Source organism: Haemophilus sp. HMSC61B11, from assembly GCF_001838615.1.
Classification (GTDB): Bacteria; Pseudomonadota; Gammaproteobacteria; order Enterobacterales; family Pasteurellaceae; genus Haemophilus_D; species Haemophilus_D parainfluenzae_AD.
The window spans coordinates 248,673-265,530 of the sequence record NZ_KV838003.1; the positions used below are offsets into that span (position 1 = coordinate 248,673).

12 protein-coding genes, 1 pseudogene and 1 other annotated feature are annotated in these 16,858 nt (G+C 37.3%); of the genes and pseudogenes, 10 read left to right on the forward strand and 3 right to left on the reverse strand.

Annotated features, from left to right (window positions below):
• The first annotated feature begins 82 nt into the window (after positions 1–82).
• Positions 83–198, forward strand: a sequence feature (Thr leader region).
• A 31-nt stretch (positions 199–229) separates the two neighbouring features.
• The 9 genes and pseudogenes from thrA to HMPREF3263_RS10415 all read left to right on the forward strand — a co-directional run bounded on the left by thrA (position 230) and on the right by HMPREF3263_RS10415 (position 11,332).
• On the forward strand, positions 230–2,677 hold the full coding sequence (gene thrA / locus HMPREF3263_RS10375) for a bifunctional aspartate kinase/homoserine dehydrogenase I (protein ID WP_070853278.1): 2,448 nt from the start codon (positions 230–232) through the stop codon (positions 2,675–2,677).
• 12 nt (positions 2,678–2,689) lie between these two features.
• A complete protein-coding gene (gene thrB / locus HMPREF3263_RS10380) occupies positions 2,690–3,637 on the forward strand; it encodes a homoserine kinase (protein WP_070853279.1) in 948 nt (315 codons plus the stop codon).
• Positions 3,638–3,656: 19 nt separating this feature from the next.
• Entirely contained in the window at positions 3,657–4,688 is a 1,032-nt protein-coding gene (locus tag HMPREF3263_RS10385; RefSeq protein ID WP_070853280.1) for a DUF262 domain-containing protein, read from the forward strand.
• Positions 4,689–4,692: 4 nt separating this feature from the next.
• Positions 4,693–5,319 (forward strand): HEPN domain-containing protein, encoded by a 627-nt coding sequence (locus HMPREF3263_RS10390; protein WP_070853281.1) that lies wholly within the window; start codon positions 4,693–4,695, stop codon positions 5,317–5,319.
• Between the two features lie 8 nt (positions 5,320–5,327).
• On the forward strand, positions 5,328–6,602 hold the full coding sequence (gene thrC / locus HMPREF3263_RS10395) for a threonine synthase (protein ID WP_070853282.1): 1,275 nt from the start codon (positions 5,328–5,330) through the stop codon (positions 6,600–6,602).
• Positions 6,603–6,746: 144 nt separating this feature from the next.
• Positions 6,747–7,457, forward strand: coding sequence for a 4'-phosphopantetheinyl transferase family protein (locus HMPREF3263_RS10400; protein WP_005697073.1), 711 nt, complete (start codon positions 6,747–6,749; stop codon positions 7,455–7,457).
• Between the two features lie 128 nt (positions 7,458–7,585).
• The gene (gene hflK, locus HMPREF3263_RS10405; RefSeq protein WP_070853283.1) at positions 7,586–8,827 is read left to right on the forward strand and encodes an FtsH protease activity modulator HflK; all 1,242 of its coding nucleotides are present in this window, start codon (positions 7,586–7,588) and stop codon (positions 8,825–8,827) included.
• Complete coding sequence (gene hflC, locus HMPREF3263_RS10410; RefSeq protein WP_049367835.1) at positions 8,827–9,714, forward strand: protease modulator HflC; 888 nt, start codon at positions 8,827–8,829, stop codon at positions 9,712–9,714. Before hflK ends, hflC begins: the two co-directional genes overlap by 1 nt.
• Positions 9,715–9,944: 230 nt before the next feature.
• Positions 9,945–11,332 (forward strand): annotated as a pseudogene (locus HMPREF3263_RS10415) (cytochrome c peroxidase).
• Between the two features lie 179 nt (positions 11,333–11,511).
• Here HMPREF3263_RS10415 and HMPREF3263_RS10420 read toward each other — a convergent pair.
• Positions 11,512–12,627: a hypothetical protein gene (locus HMPREF3263_RS10420; RefSeq protein ID WP_005697134.1), complete on the reverse strand. Its 1,116-nt coding sequence runs from the start codon at positions 12,625–12,627 to the stop codon at positions 11,512–11,514.
• 135 nt (positions 12,628–12,762) lie between these two features.
• Between HMPREF3263_RS10420 and HMPREF3263_RS10425 the strand changes: the two genes are divergently transcribed.
• The gene (locus tag HMPREF3263_RS10425) at positions 12,763–15,444 is read left to right on the forward strand and encodes a WG repeat-containing protein (protein ID WP_070853284.1); all 2,682 of its coding nucleotides are present in this window, start codon (positions 12,763–12,765) and stop codon (positions 15,442–15,444) included.
• A gap of 234 nt (positions 15,445–15,678) precedes the next feature.
• On the opposite strand, the gene HMPREF3263_RS10430 is transcribed toward HMPREF3263_RS10425, so the two are convergent.
• A complete protein-coding gene (locus tag HMPREF3263_RS10430) occupies positions 15,679–16,548 on the reverse strand; it encodes a hypothetical protein (RefSeq protein WP_070853285.1) in 870 nt (289 codons plus the stop codon).
• On the reverse strand, positions 16,548–16,858 hold a 311-nt coding region (locus HMPREF3263_RS10920; RefSeq protein ID WP_070853286.1), incomplete at its 5' end, for a hypothetical protein. The genes HMPREF3263_RS10920 and HMPREF3263_RS10430, both read right to left, overlap by 1 nt.

The window sequence follows — 16,858 nt, forward strand, 5'->3', positions numbered from 1 at the left end:
TTTTGTGTTTGACAAGCCCGCGCTTTTTCGGTATTTCTAAACACATCTTTTTTTCAAGGTTAAAACACAATGAAAAATAACCGCACTTTCACGATTACCACCATTATTATGACCATTACGACAATTAATGGGGCGGGTTAGTGCATAACAAACAGGATCAAGAAAACCCGCATTCAGTCTAGTGCGGGTTTTTTAGTATTTAAAAATCACAACATCTGAGGATATTATCATGCGCGTATTAAAATTTGGTGGCACTTCATTAGCCAACTCTGAGCGTTTTTCACAAGCGGCTCAATTAATCGAAAAAGCTCATTTAGAAGAGCAGGCTGCGGGTGTCTTATCTGCTCCTGCAAAAATTACTAACCATCTTGTTGCCCTCTCTGAAAAAGCCGCATTAAACCAACCTACTGATACCCACTTTAACGAAGCCATTGAAATTTTCTATAACATCATTAATGGTTTACACGCTGAAAATAATAAATTTGATCTTGCGGGCACCAAAGCCCTCATTGATGCGGAATTTGCTCAAATTAAAGGCTTATTAGAAGAAATTCGCCAAGCAGGAAAAGTAGAAGATAAAGTTAAAGCAACCATTGACTGCCGTGGTGAAAAATTATCGATTGCCATGATGAAAGCGTGGTTTGAAGCACGTGGATATAGTGTTCACATTGTAGATCCGGTTAAGCAATTATTAGCACAAGGCGGTTACTTAGAATCTTCAGTTGATATTGATGAATCGACAAAACGCGTTGATGCGAAAAGTATCGGTAAAGATAAAGTCGTTTTAATGGCCGGTTTTACCGCATGTAATGATAAAGGTGAATTAGTGTTATTAGGGCGTAATGGTTCTGACTATTCAGCCGCCTGTTTAGCCGCTTGTTTAGATGCATCAGTTTGTGAAATTTGGACCGATGTGGATGGCGTTTATACTTGTGACCCACGCTTAGTGCCAGATGCTCGTTTATTACCAAGCCTTTCTTACCGTGAAGCGATGGAGCTTTCTTATTTTGGTGCGAAAGTGATCCATCCACGTACAATTGGTCCATTATTACCAAAACAAATCCCTTGTGTGATTAAAAATACCGGTAATTCATCTGCACCTGGTTCAATAATCGATGGTCATGTGAAATCTGAAGGGTTACAAGTGAAAGGGATTACTAACCTTGATAACGTGGCAATGTTCAATGTTTCAGGTCCTGGTATGCAAGGTATGGTGGGGATGGCAGCTCGCGTATTCTCAGCGATGTCAAAAGCCGGTATTTCAGTTATTTTAATCACTCAATCTTCTTCTGAATACAGCATTAGTTTCTGTGTGCCGGTGAAATCAGCTGATGCAGCGAAAGCGATTTTAGAACAAGAGTTTGCGACAGAATTAAAAGCACATGACTTAGAACCAATTGAAGTCGCAAAAGATCTTTCTATCATCTCAGTTGTAGGTGATGGTATGAAACAAGCTAAAGGTATTGCGGCTCGTTTCTTCTCTGCCTTAGCACAAGCGAATATCAGCTTAGTCGCAATTGCACAGGGTTCTTCTGAGCGTTCAATTTCAGCGGTAGTGGCTCAAAATAAAGCGATTGAAGCCGTGAAAGCAACTCACCAAGCACTTTTTAATAACAAAAAAGTCGTCGATATGTTTCTAGTCGGCGTTGGTGGTGTTGGTGGTGAGTTAATTGAACAAATTAAACACCAAAAAGAATACCTCGCAAAGAAGGATATTGAAATCCGTGTTTGTGCCTTAGCGAATTCAACAAAAATGCTTTTAGATGAAAACGGATTGAATTTAGATAATTGGAAAACCGATCTTGAAAATGCGACCCAACCTTCTGATTTCGATGTGTTGTTATCTTTCATTAAATTACATCACGTAGTTAACCCAGTCTTTGTAGATTGTACAACAGCTGAATCGGTCGCAGGACTTTATGCACGAGCGTTAAAAGAGGGCTTCCATGTGGTAACCCCAAACAAAAAAGCAAATACTCGTGAATTAGCCTATTACCACGAATTACGTCGTAATGCACAAGCGAGCCAACATAAATTCTTATACGAAACCAACGTAGGGGCAGGCTTACCGGTTATTGAAAACTTACAGAACTTATTGGCAGCAGGTGATGAGCTTGAGTATTTTGAAGGCATTTTATCCGGCTCACTTTCTTTCATTTTTGGTAAATTAGAAGAGGGACTTTCTCTTTCAGAAGTGACCGCACTTGCACGTGAAAAAGGGTTTACAGAACCAGATCCTCGTGATGATTTATCAGGACAAGATGTGGCACGTAAATTGCTTATTTTAGCGCGTGAAGCAGGGTTAGAACTTGAGCTTTCCGATGTAGAAGTTGAAGGAGTATTACCGAAAGGCTTCTCTGAAGGTAAATCTGCTGATGAATTTATGGCAATGTTGCCACAATTAGATGCGGAATTTAAAGCACGCGTTGAAGCTGCGAAAGCAGAAGGCAAAGTATTGCGTTACGTCGGTCAAATTAAAGATGGTCACTGCAAGGTATCAATCATCGCTGTGGATCAAAATAATCCATTGTACAAGGTGAAAGACGGTGAAAATGCCCTTGCATTCTATACTCGCTATTATCAACCAATTCCGTTGTTATTACGTGGTTATGGTGCGGGTAACGCAGTGACTGCTGCTGGTATCTTTGCTGATATTTTAAGAACATTACACCACTAAAAAGGACATAACATGTTAAGAATTTATGCTCCAGCATCAAGTGCCAATATTAGTGTAGGGTTTGACACATTAGGCGCAGCCATTTCACCGATTGATGGTTCATTATTAGGTGATGTTGTACAGATTGAGTCTATTCCAAGTGGTTTTGAGCTAGAAAGTGCGGGCTATTTTGTGCGTAAATTGCCAAAAGAGCCACAAAAAAATATCGTGTATCAGGCCTATGTACTGTTTAGTGAGCAATTAAAATTACGCAATGTGAGAGTCAAACCATTGCGTTTGACCCTTGAGAAAAATATGCCGATTGGTTCGGGATTAGGCTCAAGTGCCTGTTCTATTGTGGCTGCATTAGTGGCATTAAATAAATTCCACGATGAACCATTCTCAAAAATGGAACTGTTAGAGATGATGGGAGAGCTAGAAGGTCGTATTTCAGGCTCTATCCATTATGATAATGTGGCACCTTGTTACTTAGGTGGTGTGCAATTTATGGTACAATCCCTCGGTAACATTTGCCAAAAACTGCCATTTTTTGATAATTGGTATTGGGTCTTAGCTTACCCTGGCATTGAGGTTTCAACTGCTGAAGCGCGTGCAATTTTACCGAAAAGCTACACGCGTCAAGATGTGATTTCTCATGGTCGTCATTTAGGTGGCTTTGTACACGCATGTCACACGCATCAAGAAAATCTTGCAGCAATGATGATGAAAGATGTGATTGCAGAACCTTATCGTGAGGCTTTATTACCAAACTTCGCGGAAGTGAAACAAGCCACTCGTGATTTAGGCGCGTTAGCGACGGGGATTTCAGGCTCTGGACCAACGATTTTCTCCATCGCACCTGATTTACAAACGGCAACAAAACTGGCGACTTATTTAGAAAATCATTATTTACAAAACAATGAAGGCTTTGTGCACGTTTGTAAGGTTGATAATGAAGGTGCTAGATTGTTAACTCCTTAGATTTATTTGAGATACAATTATGAATAGTTCAAAAGAAAAGCATTTAAATTTATATCCTATTGATTACCCATTTGAAACTTTAAAGTCTAGAATTGAGAGTGGAAAGCTTAAACTAGATCCAGATTTTCAAAGAAAATATAAGTGGGATAAGACAGGATGGGGAAGAGCATCTAAGTTTATTGAATCTTGCTTAATGAGAATTCCTTTACCTTCATGCTATTTTGCTGAAGATGATAAAGGAAATCATATTGTTATTGATGGAGTTCAACGATTAACGACTATCCAAAAGTTTTTTAATGATGAATTTGCTCTGGAAGGGATGACTGCATTTTCTGATCTTGAAGGGAAGAGATTTTCTGAATTAAATGAATCTAAGAGTGACTTAGAAAATACGACTATACGCTGCATAGTTTTACGTAAAGATAATTCTCAGGAATTAATTAGAGAAATTTTTGCAAGGTTAAATCAAGGCTCAGTGACTTTAACAGATCAAGAGATTAGGCACGCTTTGTACCCCAGTGCCTTTAATAATTTACTAGATGAATTAGCGATTCTTTTGTCAACTTATAAGTTCAATTCTATTAAAGATGATAGTGGTAAGGCTGAACTAGTTTTACGGTATTTTGCTCTTTCTAGCGATGATAAGTTAGTAAACTATTCTGATAATTTGAAAGAATATTTAGATTCATATCTTGAGGAGAAGGTTTCAGTTTCAGAGGATGATATAAATACCTATAGGGATAAATTTAAATCAGCATTAGAAAATTGTCGAATAGCCTTTGGCGATGATCTGTTCTTAAACTTATCTAGAAAAAGAAATATGACTCTTAAAGCTATTGTTCATTATGATCTCCAAATGTATTCAGTTGGTCGGTTAGAACCACAGATTGTTAGAAAATTTGCACATAATATCAAATCTAAATATAAAGAGTTATGTGATAGAGAAGACTTTGGGAAAACGTTAAAAAGAAGTGTACAAACTAAGTCATCTATAACAACTCGTAGAAAGTTATGGGATTCTCTTCTTCGGGAAGCATTAACTGAGAATTAATAGTATGGAACAGGATTATTTATTAATATACGACAAATATATCTCTTTTTTAGATAAGCTTTCTCTTTTAGTAAGTGAAAGTGAAAAGAGGGTTATTAACTCTTCAGATCCGTTGTTTATTGATAATGTAAATTTTTTCTCTCGAAGTTATTTAATTAATCTATGTACTTATTTAGAGGCCTATTTGACAGAGATAGCGACAAAATTATTTGAAAGACATTGTAAATGTGTTAATCAATATTCAGTTCCTGAGATGTTTATTTCTGCAAGTTTATCATCTTGGAGTGTAAAAAATAGAGTAGTTAGAGAATATAGTTTATCTTACAGTAAGGATGATATAGAGAATTTTTTTGATGCAAATAAAATATCAGGAAATATAAAGAAGACATTTAATGTTTTTGAACTATTAGGAATTGAGTTAAAGCACGTAATTAACGATAAATCAATTAAAGATCAGATTACTAGCATTGTTGATAAGCGTAATGATATTATTCATAGAAACGATGATGGAATGGATATATCTTTATTGGATATCATATCTTATATTAACACCGTAAAGTGCTATATGGAACTAATCAAAAAAGCTGTAATAGAATCAGCATATAAAACTTTAAGCGTTACTAAAAATTAGGACACACAATGAATTTGTACAACATCAAACACCCTGAAGAACAAGTGAATTTTGCGCAAGCAGTACGTCAAGGACTTGGCAAAGATCAAGGTTTGTTCTTTCCTGAAACGATCCCCGCTTTAACTAATATTGACGAGTTATTAGCTTTACCCTTAGTTGAACGTAGCCAAAAAATTCTTGGTGCATTAATCGGTGAAGAATTACCGAAAGCCACTTTAGATGCGATGGTGAAAAATGCATTTACTTTTCCTGCACCGTTAGAAAAAGTAGAAGACAATATTTATGCCCTTGAATTATTCCACGGTCCAACTTTAGCATTTAAAGACTTTGGTGGTCGTTTTATGGCGCAGGCCCTTGCTGCTGTGCGTGGTGATGGCAAAATTACTATTTTAACGGCAACATCCGGTGATACCGGTGCAGCAGTTGCCCATGCATTTTATGGGTTGGAAAATATCAATGTGGTGATTTTATATCCGAAAGGCAAAATCAGCCCATTACAAGAAAAACTATTCTGTACTTTAGGTGGCAATATTCGCACTGTGGCGATTAATGGCGATTTCGATGCATGCCAAGCTCTAGTGAAACAAGCGTTTGATGATGCAGAACTACGTCAAGCGATCGGTTTAAACTCAGCAAATTCCATCAACATTAGCCGTTTATTGGCGCAAGTTTGTTATTACTTTGAAGCCGTAGCGCAATTACCAAAAGAAAAACGTGATAACGTAGTAGTTTCTGTACCAAGTGGTAACTTCGGTAACTTAACAGCAGGTTTAATTGCAAAAACATTGGGTTTACCAATTAAACGCTTTATTGCATCAACCAATGCGAACGATACCGTGCCGCGTTATTTAGAATCGGGCAACTGGGCACCTAAAGCGACCGTAGCGACGCTTTCTAATGCGATGGATGTGAGTCGTCCGAACAACTGGCCACGTGTCGAAGAGTTATTTAAACATAATGGCTGGAATTTAAGTGATTTAGGTTCAGGTATGTTAAGCGATAGCGAAACAGAAGAAACCTTAAAAGCAATGTACGCAAAAGGTTATTTATGTGAACCACACGGTGCGATCGCCTATCAAGTATTGAAAGATCAACTTAAAGCGGATGAAACAGGTATTTTCTTATGTACGGCACATCCTGCGAAATTTAAAGAGTCTGTAGAGCGTATTCTTTCGCTCGATCTTCCATTGCCAGAAGCATTGGATAAACATAATAAATTGCCATTACTTTCTGATGAAATGGATGACGATTTTGCACAATTACGTGCATATTTGTTGAAATAATCAAAAAGTGCGGTTGATTTTAACCGTACTTTTATTTTGATTCAAAAGGGCGTGATAAGCGCCCTTTGTTTTTTGGGGTACGTTGGCGCGCGGCGAATTTCCTTTTATAATGCAATCAAACTGATATGTTTATTTATTATTTGTATGACAACTTTTATTGCCTACGCCAATATTCAACAACCTTTTCCTTTTGATGAAATCCCTACAGAGCTTGTCCCTGAATATTTGCGTATGGAACTGCATGGGAACTCTCGCATAACGCAACGTCATCAATGTCGTCGATTGGCGCATTTTTTACTTTGGCAGTTGTTAAAAACAGCGGGAAAATCAACTACACTTTTAGGGCAAATTTATCGTACACAAAGTGACAGACCACAATTTCCCGTCGAGAATATTGATTTTAATATTAGTCACTCTGGTGATTGGGTTGCTGTATTGCTGCATATTAATGAATCAGAAAAAAGTGCGGTCGGTATTGATATTGAATTTTCGAAAAAACGGAATTTTTCTGCACTCATGGCGCATTTTGCGCCACAAGCAGAGCAAGAATGGTTTGCTAAACAACTTGATGAGGAGCAGGCTTTTTATCGCTGTTGGTGTTTGCGTGAGGCAGTATTGAAATCACAAGGTGTTGGAATTGTAAAACTTTCAAGTGTGATGCATTTGCCAGAACAACTGCAGATCTTTTCAGATTATTGTTCAAAAGGAGAGTTGCTCTTTACCGATGAATTACCTTTTTATTTTGCTGCGTTTATTAATCAGTCAAAAATCCAACCGCACTTTTATCAATGGAATGGAAAAGAATTAGAAGAAAAAAATATAAAAAAATCCTTGATTTACCAAGTAAATGAATAAAAGAAAATCCTTGAAAATATTCAAGGATTTTTTATTTTGTAAAATTTGCATTGTCACTTGTATTTTCATAGACTAACCCCATTAATTTAGTTAAACTCATTAAAAATTTTAGACAAATGGAGAACGTAATGTCGCAAAACGGTCCAGATCAAGATCCTTGGGGTAAACCGGGACAGAGTAGAGGTCCAAAACAGTCAGATAATTCATCAGATAAGCAAAATGAAAATGGCTGGGGCGCGCGAGACAATAAGAATCAGGAGCAATCACCACCAGATATTGAAGAGGTATTCAATAATCTGTTGAAAAAACTAGGTGGTGGCAATAAAAAAGGCGGTTCAAATAATACTTCGCCTAATGTGCCTTCATTTAATTTAGGTAAAATTTTACCGATCGCCGCGGTGATCGGAGGAATTATTTGGGGTGCAAGCGGTTTTTACACCATCAAAGAAGCGGAACGTGGTGTGACGTTACGTTTTGGTGAGTTTCATTCTACCGTTCAACCAGGTTTGAACTGGAAACCAACTTTCATTGATAAAGTGGTTCCAGTGAATGTAGAACAAGTTCGCGAGCTTAAAACGCAAGGTGCAATGTTAACCAAAGATGAAAACATGGTTAAAGTGGAAATGACCGTACAATATCGTGTGCAAAATCCAGAAAAATACTTGTTTAGCGTGAGCAATGCAGATAATAGCCTTGGGCAAGCGACGGACAGTGCGCTTCGTTATGTGATCGGTCATATGACCATGAATGATATTCTGACAACGGGTCGTGCAGTGGTGCGTGAAAATACTTGGAAAGCGTTGAACGATATTATTAAACCTTATGACATGGGGCTTGAAGTGATTGACGTGAACTTCCAATCTGCGCGTCCACCAGAAGAAGTGAAAGATGCTTTCGATGATGCGATTAAAGCACAGGAAGACGAACAACGTTACATTCGTGAAGCTGAAGCTTATGCTCGTGAGAAAGAGCCAATCGCCCGCGGTGACGCACAGCGTATTATAGAAGAAGCTACAGCTTACAAAGATCGAGTTGTGCTTGATGCGCAAGGGGAAGTGGAACGTTTACAACGTCTTCTACCTGAATTTAAAGCTGCGCCTGATTTGTTAAAAGAGCGTCTTTATATTCAAACCATGGAAAAAGTCATGGCAAATACGCCGAAAGTGATGTTAGATGCAAATAATGGTAACAATTTAACCGTATTGCCATTAGAGCAATTAATGGGTAAAAAAGCGGCTCAACCGACTACTACAACGCCTGAAAGTGCGGTCAGTTCTGCACCAGTTTCAACACAGGAACGTCGTGTAGAAACGCAAACGGCTCAACCAGTTCAATCAAATGAAGGCATTCGCCAAGGGAGATTTAACTAATGCGTAAATTTTTACTTCCGATTATTGTGGTGATTGCTGCGGTGCTATATTCCAGCGTCGTGGTTGTAACTGAGGGCACTCGTGGCATCATGTTGCGTTTTAACAAAGTACAACGTGATGCAGAAAACAAAGTGGTGGTGTATGAACCAGGTTTGCATTTCAAATTGCCTTTAATTGATAGCATTAAAGTGCTTGATGCGCGTATTCGTACCCTTGATGGCTCAGCTACTCGTTTTGTGACAGTCGAGAAAAAAGACTTGTTGGTGGATTCCTATGTGAAATGGAAAATCAGCGATTTCGGTCGTTTCTATACTGCAACGGGTGGTGGCGATTATAACCAAGCTGCAAGCTTATTAAGCCGTAAAGTGAATGACCGTCTGCGTTCAGAAATAGGTACTCGTACAATTAAAGATATCGTTTCAGGTACCCGTGGTGAATTAATGGCAGGTGCGAAAAAAGCGTTAAATTCAGGGCAGGATAGTACCTCTGAATTAGGGATTGAAGTCGTCGATGTTCGCGTAAAACAAATTAACTTACCGGATGAAGTTTCTTCTTCGATTTACCAACGTATGCGTGCAGAACGTGATGCGGTTGCCCGTGAACACCGTTCACAAGGTAAAGAAAAAGCGGCGTTCATTCAAGCAGACGTGGATCGTAAAGTCACCTTGATCTTAGCGAATGCAAATAAAACTGCACAAGAATTACGTGGTAATGGTGATGCGGCAGCAGCGAAATTATATTCTCAAGCTTTTGCTCAAGAACCACAGTTTTATAGCTTTATTCGTAGTTTAAAAGCGTATGAAAGTAGCTTTGAAGGTTCAGGTAATATGATGATCTTGAAACCAGACAGTGATTTCTTCCGCTTTATGCAAGCGCCAAAGAAATAAACGAGAGATAATAAAACGTAAAGTGCGGTTAGAAATAACCGCATTTTTTATTGCTGAATTTTAGGGAGATCTCTATTTATAAGTTAAAAACACCTGTAATGCAATCAATCATATCCATAGCCAAATCAAATTAAATCCACATAAAATATAAGCCAATTTTTTGGCATAATCACCTTGCTTTTTAAGCTTTTTCTTTCTTTTTATATTTTATTGATCATTTGGAGGATTAGATGAAAAAACTGATTATTGGCGGAGCAGCCATTGCAGTATTGGGTTATTTGGGGTTGTGGGGTATCTGCATCAATTTGATAAAGAGAACGCGACTCAACTTTTAATGGAAAATCGCTATACGGGCGAACAAGAAAAAGTGGCAAAAGCGTTGTTTGATAACAGCTGCCAATATTGCCATAGTCCAAGCACGCCTCTTCCATTTTATTCAAAATTCCCGATTGTGGGTGACCAAATGCAATCGGATATTCAGAATGGGCTTCGTGCTTTCCGCTTAGATCGTTTAGTTGAAGGCTTAAAAGATCCGAGCAAATTATCCCAAGCTGATTTAGCAAAATTACAACGTGTACTTGAAAATAACGAAATGCCAATTGCTAAATTCAGACATCTTCACTGGGGAAGTAAACCAGATGAGCAAGAGAAAGTGGCGTTGCTTAACTGGATTCGTGAAGTACGTAAAATGTCTTTACCAAAAGAAACACCCAATGTTGATGCCGATCGTTTAGTTCAACCGATTCCAGACAGTATTGCGACTGATGAAGCAAAAGTCGCGTTAGGTCATGATCTTTACTTTGATGGACGTTTATCAGGCGATGGTTCTATTCAATGTCATACTTGTCACCAATTAGACAAAGGCGGTGTGGATAGACTTGATACTTCAACAGGTATTGATGGTAAAAAAGGCCCAATTAACGCGCCAACCGTGTTCAATGCCGCATTTAACTTTGTGCAATTCTGGGATGGACGAGCTGCAGATTTAGCAGATCAAGCGAAAGGTCCTCCAACAAATCCAGTAGAAATGGGCTCGCACTCGTGGGATGACATCGTGGCTCGTTTTGAAATGGATGAAGAATTTAAAAAAGAATTCTTAAAAGAATATCCACAAGTGACGAAAGAAACTTTAACTCACGCAATTGGTGAATATGAAAAAACATTAATTACACCAAATAGTGATTTCGACCGTTATTTGAAAGGGGATAAAACAGCGTTAACCGAGCAACAAGTTCGCGGTTATGAGTTATTCAAACAACATAAATGTGATACTTGTCATACTGGTGTAGCAATGGGTGGACAATCTTATGAATACATGGGACTCTACGGCGATTACTTTAAAGATCGTGGTACGCCATTAACTGATGCGGATGAAGGTCGCTTTGCACAAACTAAAGATCCTTTCGATATGCATCGCTTCAAAGTGCCAACCTTGCGCAATGTCGCGCTTACTGCACCCTATTTCCATGATGCGTCAGCAAAAGAATTAAAAGATGCGGTTAGTGCAATGTTGAAATACCAAAGTAACGTGCAACAGCCTGCTCAAAAAGATGTTGAAGATATCACATCTTTCTTAGAAAGCTTAACAGGTGAATTTAAAGGTGAAAAATTAAAATAATCCTTTAAGCTATAAATAGAAACGACCGCAAGTGCGGTCGTTTTTTGGGTTTGTCAAAACACACAAAAATGTTTGAAATCTTAACCGCACTTTTATCAATTAATTTAATAAATCATATTTACCTGAAGACTTACCGTCTGTAATGACCCAAATTAAGCGATAAAGCAAGTCTTTCAGCTCTACACGAGCCTAAATGCTCTGAGCAAATGGAAAATCGCATAAATTAACATAATGATACCCAGTATTATTTTGAGATTGCTCATTTTGTTTTGGAGCTTTTCTTGCATATCTTGATAAAGCTTTTCAGCTCGCACTTTTTGTTCTTCAAAAGATAAATTTACCCAATTTTTTTGATAATTTTCTATCGCTTTTTCAATTTCTTCCGACGTATATTTATCAGAATAAAAAGCTTTTCCTAATAAAATATCAAGTATATTCCATGATTTAGCTGAGGTAGTATGAGCAAAATGGATATACTTGCCGGAAAGAAAATCCTGAATAAACATCTGTAATCCTTGTATATTTATCAAGCCTAGACGGCCGACTTTAACTAGATATAATTCTTTCATTTTTGAATCTGGTAAAACGAAATGTAGCCCTTCGTGTGATAAGAATAAAGGCAAATTGACTTTTTCTATATCGTCATACACAGTCCATTCCGGTAGTTGATGAATATAAAATTGGTCATCTTTAACATAAATCATGCGACGACGTCGATCAATGCGAATAAGTCGCTGGTTTGGTAAGAGTAAGCTAACAAAGAATGCAGCAAGTGGGAAACCAATAAGACTAAGGGCAACCTTACGTTTGACTGCAAAGGTATAACGTTCGTTAGATTGATAGTATTCTTGTTCTGATTGAACAGAATTTTTTGCTAATTTTTGTTGTAATTCTAAATAATTATTCCATTTTGTTTGGGCGCTGAAATAATCAAGATCAGCGTGATGTTTTCTAAATTCAATGAAACTAGTCGGTAATGTTGAGCCTTTTGCTAATTCCTTAAGTTGGGCTTCAAGCGCTTGCTTTTCTTTCATTTGTTCTTCAGCATATTGTAGGTATGCCTTGTGCCTTTCGGTAGAAGGTTGGATAAACCACTTCACATAAGTCACAAAAGTATCATCACGTGTATATATTGTATCAGCGTGTTTTACCCAACCGATAAAAGCCAACAACAAACCAATGGCAATAATCATAAGTCGCCATACCTGCATCATGGGACGATGGATCTCGATCAGATCAGGATTTAAAAATCTCACATGACGGGCTAAAAGTTTTTCGGTATAAGCGGGTTTCATCCATTTTCCTCAAAAAGTAATGCGTTAAGTTTATCACTGCCGTATAAAAGTGCGGTTAAAAATGTGTAAATTTTTCCTTAAGTAGTTGTCTATTATGATAAACTCAAACTGTTTATATCTTCTTTTAATATTAACATGAAACATATCATTACTAAATTATCTCTTTCTCTCTTTTGCTTTTGTCTTGTTGCCTGTGATACAAACTTCATTTCGAATACCACAGCTGAACCGTCACTGGATCAACAAAAAGCCGATGTACTTACTCAGTTTGAACAGTGTCATCAGTTACAAGCACCTAGGATCTCTCAACAAAAGAAACTCATTGAAGAATGCAGAAATCCTTTGATTTCCAAACTGGCGGATATCGAAAATGAACTATATCGCAAGGCCCATGGTTTAAACTATAGTCAGTTAGAGCCTTATGAAAAAGGGTATTGGTATGGGGTAAAAAATAATCATATTGGGATATTAGATAACCAAGGTCAGGTAGTGGTTGAGCCGAAATATAAAGATATGGGTATTCTTCATACGGGGCCTAATTATAGCTCTTACTTATATTATTCAGAAAATGCCTTACCAGACCCGGTACGTCACTATCTTAATATTTCATCAAAGCCGGAAGTAAATTATTTTTATCCCGTTGTTTATTTTTTAGATGTACAGGCTAACTGGGGAGCAATTAATATTGAAACAAAGGAGGTTGTTGTACCTTTTAAATATCAAGAGGCAGGCTATGTGGGTAAAGGGTATGTTGAATTAATCGAACGCGATCTCAAAACCGATGAGGTAATATCTCGTGTTGTAGTTAATCAACGAGGTGAAATTGTATTAGATGCAGAGTTATATGATCAATATTCTCTCCTTGATGAAGGTTATATTCAAGTTCAGAAAGACCAAAAATATGGCATAGTGAAAAATAATCGTGAGATTATTCCAGTCATTTCAGAAGATGAGTTTTCATTAGATGGTGGACTTCTTATTGCTGGACGGTGGAAAAGCGGAGAACGGCAATTCTACTCATTGGATGGAAAATTAATTGTGCTGCCGAAGGACTATCAAGTTGTCGATGGATTGTCAAAGGATAGTCAAGTCATGTCAGTAATTAATGATAAGAATAAACAATACTCTGTATGGACAAAATCAGGTAAGAAACTTTTTGATCATCTACTTAAGGTAAAATTTATTGAAGATCAATACATTCAAATTTCTAAAGGAAAAAATTTGTCATCTTTTGAAAACTATGAGAGCGCATTGATTGATCTTAATGGAAATATGGCGTTGGATTATAAATATACAGAGTTCAATGCTATAAAAACTCAAAATAATTCGACGTTAATTGAAACCCGTCTTATTGATAATTTGGGGATGTTAAATAGTGATTTGAAAGAACTTATTCCTGCAAAGTTCCAGAGTATATCTTATAATTCATATGATGAAATTAATGTTACCACGTTCGACAATCTTTACGGAATATATAGTGTTGCAGGAAAAGTGATTTTTGAGCCTATCTATAAAAACCTCTATGAAGATTATTTTGCCCCAATTATGATAGCAACTAAAGGGGAAAAAATAGCATTATTCTCACTCACCGGTAAACCAATAACAGACTTTACCTATGAAAGTAATAAAATAAAAATGCTCAATAATGATAAATTAAAAGAATTTTTCCCGAATGGAGCAATTATTGCCAAACAAGGCGGAATGGTCGGAATTATTGATTATGCCGGACAGGCAGTATTACCTTTTGAGTATCAGGACTTGGATTTTGTTGAGCACTATCAGGTATTTCGGTTTAAACAAAAAGATAAATGGGGGCTCATTGCCCCTACTGGTGAAGTGATTATTGCGGCGCAATATGATGATCTTGCAATGCATAATACTAATCAGTATTTAGTTCGTATAGATAAGAAATCTGGCATGATTAATCTGAAGGGTGAGATTATTATTCCGATTGATTATGGCAGGGTCTATTCTTTAAATAATGGTGATTATTTGGGAGAATCAGAAAAGGGGGAAAGTCGATTCTTTTCTGTGAAGAAAAATGAACTTTGGGGAGTATGGGATGTAGTTGAAAATAAACAAATTATTAGCAGCATTTTTCCCAGCGAGAATTTTCGTATAGAACAAAATGACTTTACCAATATTTATCACGATCGAAACATTATTGTGAACCGAGATGGTCATGATTCTGTAATATATGCACAACGCCAACATGATAATCAAGAACAATATGGCATAGTTCCAACCGAGCCGATTGCTATTAGTGAAAACATCCTAGCTTCAGGAAAGAAAGATTATAAAAAACTGGTTAATTATTTTTATCAAGTAGAGTCTACTAACCTACAAAAAAGTGCTCAATTAAAAAATAAACTTACAGAGTTTTATTTAGGTGATGATACATCACCTTTAATCGTTTTATTTGATGATTATATTGATCATTTAAAAAGAATGAAAAATGAAATTGAAGATTTAAAGATTACTGACCCTGAGGTAAAATATTTGGCAGATCAGTTCTTAGCTTATAATTTTATGCGAGTGCAATATCAAGAGGAATATAAGAAATTTGTCATTGAAGCAAGTAATAGTGATGAAAATTTGGGAACTAGATTAATCTCTTTAGAGAAAAATTATAAGTCACCGACTGATACTGCGGAATGGGAAATGAATAAAACTTATATCCTATTGAAACAAAAATATAATAATTTTTATCAAGGCTATATAGGTGAACCTTACACCTATTATCATTATGATGGTCAGAATTATATGCAATATTATACGACTTGGCTTTTTGAAGATATAAGATCAATGTGGTACTGAATTTATTAACGCACAATTTTACTGCGACAAAGCTTAATGAAAAGTGGGTGACCGAATTTCGGGGAGGTGCGGAGAAGCTATATCTCTTGCTGATGATGAGCTAAGTCAATCAGGAGATTATTGCCTTTGAAACCCATAGAGGCTCGACTTTCGGTTTGGTTATCTGTCCAAGTTTTGGGGAGTAGAGCACTTTAAAGTGTCATCTCTAAAGTGCGGTTAGATTTCTAGATGTTTTTATTGTCCATCGCCATATTTCTCAAGCCAGGCTTGTATTTTGGCTTCAGTTTTCTTTTCGTTATAGCCCCGTGCAGGAAAGAGACTAAAGCGATAGAACCACCCCAAATAGTCCAACCAAATGCGTTTCTCTTTCTTGAAGTAACGGGCATATTCTTTGTCGCCATCATCACTACACATGTAATCCAACAGAAAATCCCGTAATAGGTAATTTTGATATTCGCATACCGGGCAGTATGTGCCTATCGGCACGGCGACTTTCTTTTGAATTTCCGGATTTTCATGGGGGATATGGAGAATCAAGCTGCCCATGGCTTCACGGTGCATCCAAGATTTAAACATTTCCGCTTCTAAAAACCAGCATAGGCCATCGGGATTATCTTTTAGATGTATCGGATATTGTGCAATGTAAAACTTACCCCAACTCCAAAAATAAATTAAGCGACGCTTGCTATCAATACGCAACGGGCGCCAATTAGGTGAAATCAGCAAGCAGAACCAAAAAAGTGGGAAAAGGATATAGAACCAGCCCCAATAAAAACTGTCTCCATGCATGGCAATCATTTCTGCTTTATAGTCTGCATAGTAATTTTGTGGGATCTCTTTTCCCAATTCAGTCATTATAGATATATGTCTAGTCCACCCTCGATCTAGCGCCCAATCAACGGAAATAGCCCACTGAATATCGTTAAACATCCCTTGTTGAAAATAAATATCATATAAGGTCATACCTGCCACAATTAAGAACCACGGCCATGCCATATTGGCTTTCATGTGCCCCTCATTGTAACGGGCAATTTCAATCACGCCGTTACCCCGTTGTTTCACATTGCGTGCTACCATATCCGGTGTGTATTGTTTTTCTCTCATTACTTAATTCCCTCAAAAGTAATACTGCCTTCAAAATACTCGGCAAACATCTTATCCCAAAATGTTTTGGTTTTTTCTCCCAGTTTTGGGTAATTTACGGTAACAATCAGGATATCTTTATTCTTATCCGGCACGGCATTTCCTTCTACCACCCGAATTCGCTTATAGCCTTTTAAAAGATTGACATTTGAAAGATCCTGGGTATAGCACCGTTGGCGCGCGTTTTCTAACGCGTGTCGATGACTGGTAAAAACACCACCAAAAACAACCGCACTTTCGTTTTTTATCTTTAAAGTGCGGTGAGATTTTT